Source organism: Paenibacillus oryzisoli (genome assembly GCF_001653565.1).
Taxonomy (GTDB): domain Bacteria; phylum Bacillota; class Bacilli; order Paenibacillales; family NBRC-103111; genus Paenibacillus_E; species Paenibacillus_E oryzisoli.
The window spans coordinates 52,885-68,109 of record NZ_LYPB01000042.1 but is presented as its reverse complement, the minus strand read 5'-3'; the positions used below and the strand labels follow the sequence as shown (position 1 = coordinate 68,109).

The 15,225-nt window shown below is 44.6% G+C and carries 12 protein-coding genes and 1 pseudogene; 4 read left to right on the top strand and 9 right to left on the bottom strand.

Annotated features, from left to right (window positions below):
* The first annotated feature begins 70 nt into the window (after nucleotides 1-70).
* Nucleotides 71-361: a hypothetical protein gene (locus A8708_RS02480; protein WP_068661932.1), complete on the top strand. Its 291-nt coding sequence runs from the start codon at nucleotides 71-73 to the stop codon at nucleotides 359-361.
* Between the two features lie 23 nt (nucleotides 362-384).
* Here the strand turns inward: A8708_RS02480 and A8708_RS02475 are convergent, their stop codons facing one another.
* Nucleotides 385-1,053, bottom strand: a complete 669-nt coding sequence (locus A8708_RS02475; protein WP_068661931.1) for a hypothetical protein — start codon at nucleotides 1,051-1,053, stop codon at nucleotides 385-387.
* A 298-nt stretch (nucleotides 1,054-1,351) separates the two neighbouring features.
* Here A8708_RS02475 and A8708_RS02470 point away from each other — a divergent pair, with 298 nt between their 5' ends.
* The 3 genes from A8708_RS02470 to A8708_RS02460 are packed head-to-tail and all read left to right on the top strand — an operon-like array spanning nucleotide 1,352 to nucleotide 4,728.
* Nucleotides 1,352-2,257 (top strand): ABC transporter permease, encoded by a 906-nt coding sequence (locus tag A8708_RS02470; RefSeq protein WP_068661930.1) that lies wholly within the window; start codon nucleotides 1,352-1,354, stop codon nucleotides 2,255-2,257.
* Between the two features lie 13 nt (nucleotides 2,258-2,270).
* Entirely contained in the window at nucleotides 2,271-3,122 is an 852-nt protein-coding gene (locus tag A8708_RS02465) for a carbohydrate ABC transporter permease (protein ID WP_068661929.1), read from the top strand.
* 52 nt (nucleotides 3,123-3,174) lie between these two features.
* The gene (locus tag A8708_RS02460) at nucleotides 3,175-4,728 is read left to right on the top strand and encodes an extracellular solute-binding protein (RefSeq protein WP_068661928.1); all 1,554 of its coding nucleotides are present in this window, start codon (nucleotides 3,175-3,177) and stop codon (nucleotides 4,726-4,728) included.
* 99 nt (nucleotides 4,729-4,827) lie between these two features.
* On the opposite strand, the gene A8708_RS36335 is transcribed toward A8708_RS02460, so the two are convergent.
* From A8708_RS36335 to A8708_RS02425, 8 genes and pseudogenes are all read right to left on the bottom strand, one after another.
* Complete coding sequence (locus A8708_RS36335) at nucleotides 4,828-5,598, bottom strand: ThuA domain-containing protein (protein ID WP_068661938.1); 771 nt, start codon at nucleotides 5,596-5,598, stop codon at nucleotides 4,828-4,830.
* A gap of 345 nt (nucleotides 5,599-5,943) precedes the next feature.
* A pseudogene (locus A8708_RS36330) lies at nucleotides 5,944-6,405 on the bottom strand (alpha/beta hydrolase family protein); the annotation flags it as partial.
* A 313-nt stretch (nucleotides 6,406-6,718) separates the two neighbouring features.
* Complete coding sequence (locus tag A8708_RS02450) at nucleotides 6,719-7,783, bottom strand: Gfo/Idh/MocA family protein (protein ID WP_068661927.1); 1,065 nt, start codon at nucleotides 7,781-7,783, stop codon at nucleotides 6,719-6,721.
* A gap of 40 nt (nucleotides 7,784-7,823) precedes the next feature.
* Nucleotides 7,824-8,741 (bottom strand): carbohydrate ABC transporter permease, encoded by a 918-nt coding sequence (locus A8708_RS02445; protein WP_082927226.1) that lies wholly within the window; start codon nucleotides 8,739-8,741, stop codon nucleotides 7,824-7,826.
* A complete protein-coding gene (locus A8708_RS02440) occupies nucleotides 8,728-9,657 on the bottom strand; it encodes an ABC transporter permease (protein WP_068661926.1) in 930 nt (309 codons plus the stop codon). Before A8708_RS02440 ends, A8708_RS02445 begins: the two co-directional genes overlap by 14 nt.
* A gap of 228 nt (nucleotides 9,658-9,885) precedes the next feature.
* Entirely contained in the window at nucleotides 9,886-12,159 is a 2,274-nt protein-coding gene (locus tag A8708_RS02435; RefSeq protein WP_068661925.1) for an AraC family transcriptional regulator, read from the bottom strand.
* A gap of 117 nt (nucleotides 12,160-12,276) precedes the next feature.
* Nucleotides 12,277-13,788 (bottom strand): ABC transporter substrate-binding protein, encoded by a 1,512-nt coding sequence (locus A8708_RS02430; protein WP_068661924.1) that lies wholly within the window; start codon nucleotides 13,786-13,788, stop codon nucleotides 12,277-12,279.
* A gap of 343 nt (nucleotides 13,789-14,131) precedes the next feature.
* On the bottom strand, nucleotides 14,132-15,214 hold the full coding sequence (locus A8708_RS02425) for an alpha/beta hydrolase family protein (protein ID WP_068661923.1): 1,083 nt from the start codon (nucleotides 15,212-15,214) through the stop codon (nucleotides 14,132-14,134).
* Nucleotides 15,215-15,225: the final 11 nt, after the last annotated feature.

The following is a 15,225-nucleotide window of genomic DNA, read 5'->3' as shown; positions in this document are numbered from 1 at the left end:
TTAATTTCCGTAGTGCTAGCAAACATTTATATTTATGTCAGATACTTAATTTAATGAGGAGGAATGAAATGTGAAACTCATCTATGAGTGGAATCAACATGTAATTGATATTAGCGAAGTTGAGGTATTGAATGATATCGAGTTCTCCATCAAAGTTCTCTCCCCATCGCACTTTGATGATATGAAGAACATCCAGAAAATCTTCGAATCGAATGACGTTATCACAGATGTGTTAGTTTACACCTACACCAACCACGAATATCGTGTTATCGTCCGCAAAAATTATTACGTTGATTTCCTCCTTCAACTAATGAAAAACCAACTATTGACGAAAGTCGAATGGAAAAAGGAACTTCCTTAACAAGGAGTTCCTCTACTGTTTCTCTATTCGATTATTCGCCCAGTCATTGAGTGAATCATAATGGATACTGAACCTCCCTCTTTTTCATAAGTGAGGACGTGAACAAGCGGAATACCTTTTCTAGTGGGTAGATAGCAAGAAACTTCATGGATCCCATTAGTTGTTTTAAGCGTAGCGTCGTGTAAAATGGCTTTCCGTTTCGCATCTTCTAGAGATATAGCCGGGTACATGGGCCTGCCTAGGCGTTGCTCTTCTAACCCTGCATGAATAGTTCCATTAATACGTTGCAAGACTCCTAATTTGTCTACCTCTACAGTCATCTGATCCCCGCATACAGGGTTCTTATATAGTTGTCTCTGCAGGGTAACCTTTGTAGAAGTGGCGCTCTTGTCAATCGAGATAATTTTTAAATCATGATCTACCTGCTTCAGGTCGTAAAGTCGTTTGATCTTCTCCAGATATCTGAATGTAATCCATCCAGGTGAATGTTTTGAAGGCTTTGTTAAATTCCCAGAAAGTAATTCTGGCGTTTGAGTTACTGAATTCCACTTCACTTGTAACGTATTTCCACTTTCAGCACGAATACTCTCTAAGATATTCTGCGACCGTTTAGAGATTCCTATGATCTCTGCATCAGGCATTAGATTTGTGAAAAAAAGTGACAATGATAGAATTAAATTCCAAGTAAACAAGCTATCACCCCTTATTTACATCATTGATCAATTCAGGTGATTTTATTCAATTAATTGTTCATAAAAACTCGTAGCAATCTCGAAAGCCCATGAGTACCCTTTATTATGAACGAGCCTTCCCTTCGGTCCTTGAGGCCTTATGGGACGGCTCTTTTTCTTGTTTATTCATCTCTCCATGAACTTAACATTTCATCGCTTATATAAAATATTGAATGTAATCCATAGAAATGTGGATTTATATTCCAAGGGGTTATCGGTATGATGAGGGCAATCACAAGAACGAAACGAGGAATTCACGATGGAACTTACACTGAAGAAAATAAGTAGAAGCCGGTATTTACTACTATTATTCTTGCCCTGCTTTATCTGGTATGTCATGTTCAAATATCTTCCCATGTTCGGTATCATAATCTCCTTCAAGAATTACAATTTATACAAAGGCATTTGGGCAAGCGATTGGGTGGGTTTCAAATACTATCTGCAGTTCTTCAAGAATCCAGATTTCTTCATCCTCATGCGAAACACTTTTCTATTAAGCTTATACAAATTAATTGTGGGTTTCCCAGCGCCAATTATGCTAGCTCTTCTTTTAAATGAATTAACACATAAGTTGTTTAAACGGTTTGTCCAATCCGTCAGCTATCTGCCTCATTTTATCTCAAATGTCGTCGTGGCCAGTATGGTGATCATGTTCTTGTCTCCCTCCAGCGGAGTCGTCAATCGAATGATTGAATCCTTAGGATTTCACCCCATTAACTTCATGGTGAAGGCTGAACTATTTCGACCTATTTACGCATTATCCGAAATATGGCAGCACGTAGGATGGGAAACCATCATTTACCTAGCCGCACTCACAGCGATTGACCCTATGCTCTATGAAGCCGCTGAGATTGATGGCGCCTCGCGATGGCAGAAAATGAAAGCCGTCACACTTCCAGGCATTATGCCCGCTATCGTCATTATTTTGATCCTGAATGTCGGCCACGTGCTAGAAGTAGGATTCGAGAAAGTGTATCTGCTCTCCAACCCAGCCACCTACGAAACAGCTGACATTATTAGTACGTATGTCTATCGCGTCGGTTTAACGCAGGGAAGCTTCAGTTACGCTTCTGCCATTGATTTATTTACGGGAATAATCTCCCTCATACTAATTTTAGGCACCAATTATGTGAGCCGTAAATTCGGTGACACTAGTTTATGGTAGTAGGAGGATTACGATGAGAAAAAAAATCAGTTTGTTTCAGATTGTGAACTTCATCCTGCTTGCCGGGTTAGTCTTTAGTACACTATATCCTTTTATCTATATGGCAGCGGTGTCCCTTAGTTCAAACAACTACGTTCTGCGCGGAGAAATCACCTGGTTTCCCAAAGGTCTTACCTTGGAAGTTTATAAATTAGTATTAAGCGATCCACGTATTTTGCAATCGTACATTAACACTATCCTGTACGTCGTTGTTGGTACGGCGATTGCCCTGCTTATTACATCTATGGGTGCCTATGCGATTTCGAAGAAGGAGATGGCCTTCTCCAAATCGCTGACTTTCATGATTATCTTCACCATGTTCTTTAGTGGAGGACTGATTCCTACCTTTCTCGTTCTCAAATCCTATGGCATTATGGATTCCATCTGGGCAATGACATTGCCAGGAGCTGTAAGTACGTGGAACTTGTTGGTGATGCGAACTTTTTATGCGAATATTCCAATGGAAGTCGAAGAATCCGGAAGAATGGATGGTTTAACGGATCTAGGTATTTTCTTCCGCATCGTTATGCCGCTTTCCAAAGCTGCTTTTGCAACCATTGGCATGTTCTATGCCGTATCGCTTTGGAACAACTTTATGCTTCCACTGCTTTACATACGGGACGCAGATCTTTTTCCACTACAAATTATCCTCCGAAATATCGTTCTAGCTGGACAAGTGACTAGCTTAGGCGGTGATGTAGAAATTGTAGATGAATCCTTAAAATATACAGTCATTATGGTGTCAACGGTTCCCATTCTCTTGGTTTACCCATTCCTCCAAAAGTATTTCGTACAAGGGGCAATGATTGGTGCAGTCAAGGGTTAATATATTAGGTAATATAACTTAACGGGAAAATTAATTAAAAGGGAGTGCTTGAATGAAAAGCAAAGCAATTTCGAAAGCATTGGCAATCGGTTTAATTAGCTCGCTAGCAATTATTTCACTTACGGCCTGCACGTCCAACACAGAAAAGCCGTCAACAGGAAATGGTGCAACGAATGCCCCCGCAACAACTGCACAATCGAAGAAAACGTTCTCCATGATGGCGGAATCAGGGGCAACTTGGCCGTATTCGAAGGATTGGTTAATATGGAAACTTATTGGTGAGAAAACAGGCGTTACCATTGATATGCAAGTACCTGCAGGAAAATCAGAAGATACGATTAATCTCAATGTAGCTTCCGGAAGTATGCCAGATATTACCTTCATGATGAATCTTACACTAGCGAATAAATATGGCCAGCAAGGCGCTCTCGCTAACATCCTAGATTATAAAGATCAGATGCCTAATTTTAAAAAGTGGATGGAAAAGTATCCGGATATTGCAAAAGCCAATATCGCAGCTGATGGCAACATGTACCTCTTCCCGAATGAAGGGTTCGGAGAAACGAATCGGATCATTTGGTTGTACAGAGAAGATATTTTCAAGAAAAACAATTTAGCCGCGCCTAAAACGTATGATGAGCTCTATACCGTTCTTAAGAAGCTCAAAGAACTGTATCCGAAAAGTTATCCCTTAACGTTCCGTACAGGATCTAATGTCGGTATACTCAACCACTTGAGTCCGAACTTCGCTACCAATGAAGGGTACTATATGGATGAAGCTTCGAAAGAAGTGAAGTACGGCCCCATCGAAGATAACTACAAAACCATGGTGTCCTACTTATCCAAATTTTACAAAGAAGGACTTATTCCACCCGATTGGTTAACGCTTGAAACGAAACAATGGCAAGATCAGATGTCGACAGACCAAGCCTTTATCACCATAGATTATATTGGACGCATCGATTTCTTCAATAAAGCGCTAAGAAAAGATAATCCATCTTACAACTTGGCCTTTATGGCACCTCCAGCTGGCATTCCAGGCGGAAAGCAGCAAAACCCTTATACGCAAATTGTAGAATCAGGCATGACTGTTTCTTCAAAATCCAAAAATGTAAAAGACGTTATGCAATACATCGATTTCTTCTATTCCGAAGACGGCAAACATATTGCCAGCTGGGGGAAAGAAGGCGAAACGTACACACTCGATGCCGGTAAGAAGAAAATGAAAACAGACTTTATCGATGTTGCCGATCTGCGCAAGAAAACAGGCTTAGCGACGAACGGAACGTACACGTGGATTGATTACGATGCTCATTTATCCATGGCTACGCCAGAATTGCAAGCAGCTTATGTCGAGGCAAGGAAGTTTGATGGTCCATACCGACCACAACCGTCATATAACGAAAAAGAGTTCGAACTCTTGTCAACCGTCGGCGCAGCTATTGATAAAAATCGCAATGAATCCATCGCTAAATTTATTCTTGGTACAACCAGCATGGATGATTGGGCTAAATATGTCGATGGCGCCAAAAAGCTTGGCGTACAACAAATCATCGATACGTATAAGGCAGCTAAAGCTCGTGCTAGCAATGTGAATTTGAAATAACTTCATAAAGGCATGCACAACTTGCATAACACAAACAACAAAACAGAGCCCGTTATCACACGGAACTCTGTTTTTGTTCTACCGATGAACCCATTAGCACTATTCCATACCCTTTGACCGAATTACTTCTAATGCTGGTACATCTTTACCAAAACGCAATGCATCACGCTTCACCGGCGCAGCCCATCTCACGGCATTGGAGATAACACGCAGCACATTCGCATCACGATAGGTCGGGTAAAGCTCATGACCTGGTTGAAAATAGAATATCTTCCCCAGTCCGCGGTTAAAGCAGCACCCGCTTCGAAAGATATTGCCCCCTTCGAACCAACTGGTGAACACAACTTCGTCAGGTGTTGGGATATCGAAGAACTCGCCGTACATTTCCTCCCGCTCCAATTCGAAAAATGGCCCGATCCCCTCCGCAATGGGATGTCCTGGCGCGGTGACCCAGAGCCGTTCCTTCTCTCCTGCATCGCGATACAGTAAGGCACAGGTCGTACCCATTAGCTTCTTAAATACCTTCGCATAATGAGAAGAATGCAGCGCAATGAAGCCCATGCCTTGCAGAACGCGAGCAGCAACGCGATCAACAATCTCGTCCGCCACCTCCTTGTGAGCGACATGCCCCCACCAGATAAGAACATCTGTATTAGCCAACAACTCTTCAGTCAGGCCATGCTCCGGTTCATCAAGTGTAGCTGTATGAATAACGAAATTACCCGTTAAACCTTCAGCAATGGCATGATGCATGCCCTGCGGATATATCTCTCGCACACTTGGCTTCGTCTTCTCATGGCGAAACTCGTTCCATATCGTTACTCTAAGTGGCGTCAGTTGTTGTAATTGCGGTGCTATTTCATGTCTCATCGTTACCTCCTGCTTCTTTATCTCGCATTCCCCTTCTACGGTTTGACCATCCACCCATTGCAAACGGTAGGAGCAGCGTCGTTCAGATGAAATGGACACGGTCTGTTGCTGCAAATCATAGTGTAGGGTTGCCAGCTGGTGTACCGATTCCAAATGCACGCGAAAATGCTTCGTATACACGTAGCCGCCTACTTGTAAAACGCCGCTTGAAGCCAACTCAATAGGCTTGTCATGGCGTTGTCGATTCGCCTCCGAGCGTTCTTGCAAATCGTGAAGTTGCTGCTGCGTCGCCCCTCCCATATGACTACGATCACCTACGCCAGGCAATTCGTCATACGTGACTAGATGGGACTTACCCAACAGGCTAAGCCCCTCAACATACCATCGCGACATGATAACAGGAATGCGAATATCTCCATCGCCATGTGTTACGTACAAGGGGGTATGCAGATTTGCCGCAAGCGCCAACCCGCTTCGCGCCGCATATCTTATTGGATCATCCTGCGGAGGGCACCCGATCCATACATCCATATCATCTCGGAATTCACCAGTCTGATCTTGCTCATACCAGAGGGCATAATCCGATACGCCATATAAGGCCGTTGCTGCCGCAAACAAATCAGGAAATTTCGCTACCGCTGCCAGAACATTTCCACCGCCACCGCTGCCGCCTTCTAAGTAGACAAGCTCTGGCTCTACAATCCATTCGCGATATTCCTGACGGACGAACTGCACCGCATCGTAGATGTCGATCAATTCCAATCCGTTACAATCCGCCAGACCGCTCGAGAATGCCCGTCCACGCATATCCACTTGTACGACGAAGTAAGGCGATTCTCCAGGTTGTTCACGTCGTGCGGGTTGCGGCATACTCATATGCCAGCCATGCAACTGCACGAGCATGCGTGCAGGAGACCTTGGCTTAATGACGTTGATAGCTAGACGTATTTCAGGCGTTACCGAAGAGGCATGATACCGGAAATCTTGATATGGCGACTGGAAATCTTCAAGAGATACTTTATTCAACCGTTCACTGTCTTCGTATTGTTCAAGCATGTCTATACTCCTTTCAAAACGTAGGAGAACTTACCACTATAGCTGTCTCCTAGCTTCTTCGTCCCTAATCTAGTCTGACCTCACTTCCACTCTGCGCAGATTCATAAATAGCCTTCAAGATGCGAATCATATCTACGCCACTCTCTGGTGTATTTGTTGGCACTTCTTCTCCCCGTACACAAGCGATGAAATGATTAATATTTTTTCTATGCGGCGGGAGCTCTTCACCCTTGAAGCGAGGGGATATATCACAGAGCACGCCTTCTATCTCCGTCATTAGCTTCAATTCCGAATTCTTCAGGCTGCATCCCGCCTTCGTTCCACGCAGCTCTATGAACTTGAGATCATCTTCCACATTCGATGCCCAGCTGAACTCAATTTGCAGGGAGGCACCGTTATCGAATCGAATAAAACCTGTCGCGAGATCTTCGACATCAAAGACACCGCCCTCTTGTGTCGTACCAAATCGCGAGTCAGCAGAAACCTGCACCGTCGCATCAGCGAACTTGGTATATGCCGCCCCACTCACGGCGACTGGTCGAGGATTCCCCATCATCCAAATGGCCACATCAATCATATGGACGCCAAGATCAATTAATGGCCCTCCCCCAGACAAGGCCTTGGTGGTGAACCATCCTCCGCGACCAGGAATGCCTCTGCGCCTGATCCATCCTGTTCTGCCTGTATAGATATCACCCATTGCACCTGACTCGATGTATTGCTTCAGGAATTTCGCCTGTGGTGTGAACCGATTGTTGCGCATCACCATGAGCAACTTCCCTGAGCGTTTGGCTGCATCGGCCATCTTCTGCGCTTCCTCGGGACTCACAGCATCGGGCTTCTCACAGAACACGTGGAGGCCGCGTTCCAATGCTGCAATTGATATATCGGAGTGATATATGTTAGGTGTGCTAACGCCGACTACATCCAGCTCCTCCTGTTCCAGCATATCTTTATAATCACGATACACACGACGAACGCCTAGCTTATTCGCCTGCTCTTCCGCATTCGGGAGATATGTATCACATATCGCTACGATTTCTACTGCAGGATTGGCTGCCCAGGCAGGAGCATGTGACCCTTCAAAAATTTTCCCAGCACCAACAATACCAACTCTTAACTTGTTCATCACCAGATCAATCCTTCCCAATGATACCTATGTGTAGTGGTCAACCTTTAACTGCTCCGATCGTTAGTCCTTTAACAAAATATTTCTGTAAGAATCCAAACAAAAACATGACAGGCAATGAGGTAAGCACCATCATGGCATACATGATGGCATCCGTAGGCACATCAGATGCACTAATAGCATTACCCATGGGATCGACGCCGCTGCCTTTTACCAATTCAATGTACGACGTAATATTTTTTAAAATGAGCTGGATCGGGTATAAAGCAACTTTGTCTATATACAAAATGGCATTAAACGTTTCGTTCCAGTAATGTAAGGTCATCATTAACGCCACGGTTGCTAGCGCAGGTTTCGATAGCGGAAGCACGATACTCCAATAGGTTCTGAAATCGGAAGCCCCGTCGATCTTGGCTGATTCAATAAGCGGAGGGGGAATTTCTTGAAAAAACACCCGCAGCATAAAAATTTGAAAAGGCGCTGCGAAGGCTGGAATAATTAACGAAATCAACGAGTTCTTCCATTCCAGATACTGCACGATGAGTATATAAAGCGGCACAATCCCCCCCGAGAAGATCATCGTTACGAAAATATAGAAGGAGATCGCACTCCGCAATTGGAAATCTCGTCTAGCTAATGCGTAGGCAATCATGGACGTCACCAATAGATTACCTGTCGTCCCAACCACGACAATGATTAGCGAATTCTTGTAACCTGCCAACAAAGAGGATGGATCCATCCATATGAATTGATAAGCTTCCCATGAAAACTTTTTCGGAAATAGCTGATAACCGTAGGTTTGAATTACAGCCCCGTCTGTCAACGAAATCGAGATGGTAAGCACAAGAGGCAGCAAGCACATTGCACAGAACAGAATCAGGCACATGTGGACAAGCCATTTGTGTAAGGTATTCTTCTTCATCATCATTCGGCCACTTCCCACCTTAAAATAGTCCATACTCTTTGTTGAATAATTTGGCCACACGGTTCGTTCCCAAAATTAAGACGAAGCCAACAACGGATTGAAACACCCCGACGGCTGAGCTCATTGCAAAATCACCATTCACAGTAAGCGCACGGAAAACATACGTATCTAGTACATCTGTGACAGGAAATAATGCGCTTACGTTTCGTGGAACGAAATAGAATAAGCCGAAGTCCGCACGCATAATATGTCCGATCGCAAGTATGGTCAACATCACCATCATTGGCGCTAGAAATGGGATGGAAATGTGTCGAACGGACTGCATTTTCGTCGCTCCATCGATCTCGGCAGCTTCGAAAAGTTCCTTGTCAATGCTCATGAGCGCCGAATAGTAGATTAGACTGCTGAATCCCGTCCCCTTCCAGATGGCAACGAGCGGAAGTATGATGAGCCAATACAATGGTTCGGAGTAGAATGCTACTTCATACCCCGTCATCTTGCGAATCAGCGTAGACAACAAGCCAGTCGACGGATTCAATAAGGTCGTCAACATCAAACCGACCAGTACCCAAGAGAAGAAATAAGGGAAAAACATGACGGATTGATACACCTTCAATGTTCTTTTGCCAGCAACCTCATATAGGAGCAGGGCGAAAAAAACGCCAGCCAGCAATTCTACAATAATCAGAAGTCCATTGAGTCCAATGGTATTGCGCAAAATTCGCCAAGCATCTGCTGACTGAAAGAAAAACTTGAAATTGTCAAAGCCGTTCCACGGGCTTCCCATGATCCCCTTCGTCGGAACAAAATCTTTAAACGCCATAATAATGCCAACCATAGGCAAATAAGCAAAAACAAAAATCTTAATAATGGCTGGCAGCGACATGACGATTAATTGCCAGTGGCTGATGAAGCGTTTGCGCTTCTTGCGAGAGACCCCCACATTCATTACGTTTGCACTCCTTTTCTGTATACTCGAAACTGTGATTGCTCGACTTATGGCCTAAGTATATACGTCACTTGTTCGCCTCGAATACTGCAATATCGTCCAATTAAGCTTCAATTATGGAGGCAGTTCACTTTCATTTACTTGTAAAGCCTGCTTCAGCCATTACATGCGAAAAAACCGATCAACAGGACGTGTTGGTCGGTTTCCGTATACGAATTATGCCCTGACTCATGTAATTTCTGAATGGGTAAGGCTCCTGAATTCATTAGGCGTAATTCCGTTGTATTTTTTGAATAAGGTATAGAAGTAGTTAATATTCATAAAACCGCTGCGTACTGCTGCCTCTTGAACGGTCGTTTCCGTATTTTCCAGAAAAATCTTAGCTTGATCCAAACGATAGCGGGTGATGTACTCGCCTAAGGACTCTCCCGATGCTTTCAGATATAAGGTTCTCAAGTATTTAGCCGATAATTGCAGTTGCTCCGCAATCAGTTCCGGATTCAGATTAGGGTTCGCATAATCCTGTTCTACGATAACTTGCACTTGGCTCAGAATGCCGCTGTATCGCTCATACTTCTTAATCGTCTTCTGCGAGCGGTGAATTATCTCCAGGAGACCATCGAATCGCTCATTCAGCTTATCTATCATTTCATCCAACGTCTCGAAGCCAGCTATACGACCTGCTAAGTCTATAAACGGTCCATAGTGAATTTCATCGGCCAGCACAGGGAACTTCTGCATGCCTTCCTTCAAGGAGAGAGCCAATCTGAGCACGGTAGACTGCAACGAAGCAATGGAATAACCACGTGTACTTTCCATCATCCGCCTGCAACTCCCTCGAACTGCGTCATCATTCCCCTCAAGTAGAGCTTCTATGATCTCTCCTACAACCTGCTCAGGAAATACGAAATCCTTCTTCTTAATCTCCTTTATTCCTGATACGTATAGCAGTGAACGCGGTCCATAGAATATTTTGTACGCCAACGCTTCCCGGCATAAACTGATGCTTCCGGGGAGTTCCTCCATTTCCTCCAAACCTTCCCCCAGTGCCGCTGATAGTGACAGGCCAAGAAATTTCTCGATATTATCTTGAATATTCTTCACCAGCTCTTCTAACTTAACAGCGGTCTCCTCACTGCCCTGTGCGTCAAGATTGAGCAACATGCCGATGTACCCGTCCCCAAGATCAACCGCTTCATTCCCGAAATGAGCGCTGGCCAATTCCCCAATCACATTCATCATGCCGTAGGTTAGTAATGCTCGATCCTCTAGTGAGTACTGCTCAGCGAATTGATCAACATGGTCGATTTTGAAAAGGACTGTCATAAAGCCCTTCTCCAATTGAAAGCTGATACCATAACGAGCTAGTCTCTTTTGCACCATCCCTTCATCCATCTTCTTGGTCATTAACATTCGTAAAAACTGTTGCTTCTTTTCAAATCCGCTTGTTTTCTCAATATCATATTTGTTCTCTATCTCACGAATCTTACTGTTAAACAGTCCATACACGAATTTGGAAATGTACCTAACTGCCAGCACCGAAAGCAGGGTAACCACGAGAAAAATAATCAATGTCCATAACATGACTTGCTTCAGTTTCCCTGAGACAGCCTCATATGGCGTGAATTTAATATATTTCCAATCCAAAATGGGCGAAGACACATAAGTAATTAAATACTTTACCTCATCGATTGTTTTAATTAAATAACCTGAAGGGGAACTCTGATTGCTAATCTCACGCAAATCATTATCGCTATCCTGGATATGTTCCAAATAGGCATATCGTTCATTCCCTAATACAATCATACCGGACGAATCTACCACTAGCGTATTGTTGCTCATTCGAGGATCCATCGATTCAATTGTATTCTTGAGCCATATTTGTGACACATTGAGAACGAGCGCATTATCGATCCCCGTCGAATTGCCGTCATAGAAGACGAAGGAATAAATTTCATCTTTTTCAGGTCGTTCCGTAAGCAATTGTGTGTAGCCGATAGGTGCAGGAATTTTGCGAGCGATCGGATGCAAATTGGCCATTCCGCCATCTTTCAGCCTGTGGATAATATCTTGGTCGGGAAAAGTCGATATAGGGAACGCTTTTCCATCGAAATACATCAAGTTTGCCCGTTTATTATAAATATAAATGGAATTTACGAAAGGCAAGTTAATGTTGACTACCCCTACTTGGCTTAACAGAGCGGCGGTTTCAAGCTCACTTAAATCCACTTGATTTAACAATTTAAGTACGGAAGGGTTGGCATACAGCTGCATCAACGTCATCTTAGCTGCCTCGAACATAAAGTTCGTACTATAACTAATTTGTGCGAGTTCCTCAGCCGTGTACGTCTGAACCTGTTTAATGGAGTGCCGCTCGTAATTCAGATACATGGAAGAGGACAATACAATGTTCGCTGCCATCACGATGGCGACGAAGGAAATGAAGATCTTGAAGTAGCTGAGCATGGCGCCTCTTTTGTTGCGGCTGATGAACGTAAACATCGTACGCCCCCCTTGTGAAATGAAAAGGAAAATCCAAATGATCTCGTAGATGATCATACATCATCTCAAGATCATTTGGATGGCTAATCTATCGCTGCCCTATTAGGGCAAGCCGATTTACTTCTTTGTAGCTATAAATGCATCAACCTGCTTCTGTTTCTCTGCTAACACCTTATCCAGGCCAGCCGTTTTTAGTTTAGCCAGGAATTCATTGTATTTCTTCTCTGTATCTGCGCCATAAAGGCCTGTATTGAATGCAGCTTTGTATTCATTTACGATGGCTGCACTGTTTGCACTTTCGGCTTTGACATTGTCCGCGTTAAAGCTGAATCCGTATAGCGTCGATAGCTTGGCTGATTCGTTCAATTTCTTGGTTTGCTCCCAGACATCGTCCGGTTGTGTGCCGCTAATAAAACTATTGAATTGATTACCGAACATCCACCCGTAAGCAGGACCGTACTTGGCACCCGGGAGCGACTCAATTCGGTTGTTGCCGATCTTCTTGTAATCGACACCTTCAATGCCCCATACGAGTAAATTGTACAAATCTTTGTCAGTATTGAGCAGCTCGATTACCATCAATGCACGCTCGGGATGCTTGGAGGTTGTTGAGACAGCTGTCATAGTTGCGATGGCATTGGCTGATGTTAGTAGTGGCTCCCCGAGTGGAATCACATATTGCTCGGCCTTATACGTTGCCTTGACCGTTTCCTCGATGCCCGGCATTAATGTAGCGATGGAGGAAGCCATATATTTGGCTGAATCAAAGGTAGGCCTTGTCAGCGCGTCTTTCGCGATCAGACCCTTCTTTTGGAAATCGCTCAGTGTCATGATGAAATCCTTGAATTCAGGCGTATCGTATTCGTTGAACACTTTGGGATTTTTATCAGTGGACTTAGCAACGCCAGGTACATCCACACCACCGATGTTCTCCCATTCATATGACGGGAAGAAATAACTGAACACCTGATTCTTCATTTGCGCATTAAACAGTTGATCCGTTTTTTCCGCTGGCTCGCCCGCTTTCACTTTATCCAGAAGAGGAATGAGATCCGACATTTTCTTAACGCTCGTTGGGTTAAAACCGTACTTGTCCGCGATTGCCTTGTTCACATTAAATCCAGACTGACGAGCAAAAATTTGCTGGTTGATGCTGGCGTAGATTTTGCCGTTCACTTTAGCCGCGTCCCAAATGCTCGGTTTCAACTGCTTATATGTTTCTGGTGCATACTTTGGCAATAGCTCCGTAAGATCTACAAATGAACCTTTGGCTGATTGCTCAAAATAATTCAAATAGGAGGGCGAGGTAAAGGCAAGATCGAACTCTTCCCGCGCATTCACCATCACGGACATTTTCTGCGTATAATCGCCGACTGGCACTTTAATAAATTCAACCGTTGTGTTGATTTTCTCCTTCAGAACCTTATTAAGTCCATCATAAACGTCCTGATCCCCTGGTTTCGATGCACCGAAGAAATAATACTTGAGATTAACAGGCTCAAGTGCCTTCTGTTGATTCGGTGAAGACGATGAGTTAACTTGCTTCACTTCTTTATTCTGACAACCTGCTAATAGGACTGCCGACGTCAGGGAGAGAATTGCTGATACTTGAAAAAACTTTTTAATCATGGTTATGGACCCCATTTCCCCTGTTGGATGTTCCAGTTTCAGTATAGCGCTTACAATCTTGAATATCTACAAAGCGCTGCATCCTCGACTAGACAATTCGAAGTATATACGAGAAGACTGCCCATCATATACTGCAATATCGTCCGAATGGGCTTTAAATACGGAAGTTTTCGTAGATTATCCGATTTTGGATGGCGTCAGACAATCGTAGATGGAGTTGTGTTAACTGGAAAATGTACTGGTAATCACAAGTTGCCAAAAATAGCAGATCACCTCTAGTACTCGGCAGTCGATAGACAAGAAAAGGCCCGTGAACAGTCGTTCACGGACCTACACTTAGTCATTATAAGTGTTTACAAAGAAAATCTAGCGGCTCATCATGCGGATTAAACTCGTGGGCACCATCAAACACCACGGCCTTGAAGCGATCGCCGATCGCCAGCCGATCATAGTGCACTCCTGCAAGGCGGCTCTCTGCCACAAAGCCTTGGACACCGAACAATTCATCACGTGATCCACCTTCGATATACAGGGGTCTCGGACAAATCAATCCGCACACCTCCGCATCGAGGAACATGTTGCCGGAATTGTGCCAAGTCCAGTCAGAACGCCCCTGAGTGAAGCGGTCATTCACGAAGCAGGAGGACACCGCTACGCCGATTCGCGAATCCAGTGCTGTGGCAAACAGCGTATAGAATCCGCCGTAGGAAAGTCCAACCATGCCAACCCGCTTCGCATCGATGTCCTGTCGCTCGAGCAGATGATCCAGGCAGCGCTGAATCTTGAACAATTCAAGCGCTGTGATCGAGCTCCCGAGCTGCTTCAGCTGAACATCGATCTGCTTGCGGTCGAATACGGGACCGAATCGACCGGTCTCCCAAAGCAGCAGCTGAGGGGCGAAGACCGCAACTCCCCGCTGAACAATTCTGCGGGTCATCTCGTTGTAATTGTCCGAAGCGAAGAATCCCGCCGTCATTTCGGGTGTCCCTTGTCCCCCATGCTGCGAAATAACCAACGGAAAGGGTCCCTTTCCTTGAGGAAGCAACAGGATACCGTATGCGTGCAATCCCTCCCGCACGGGAATCGTGACCCGGTAAATTGTACTCAGCTCATCCTCCCCAACTAGCTCGTAAATCGCCTCATCTGGGGGCTCATTCACAATATCCCCAGCATTGCGTGCCAGCAAGGGCAGCCCCAACATTGTAGCGAATTCTTGCCGATAGTGCTCAATACTGCTCATATAACACTTACCATCCGTATAATCCGGAGTAAAATAGTTCCGTCTTTGCAACTCTGATTGCTGTTGCAACCTTGTAATCCAAGCAATCAGCTCTTCATACTGCTTCAAACGATAATGATTCCCCTTATCCTCAGGCTCGATGTAGAGACTTCCGGCGGTTTTGTGCTGATTATGCGTATCTCCCACTTCATCCTCGC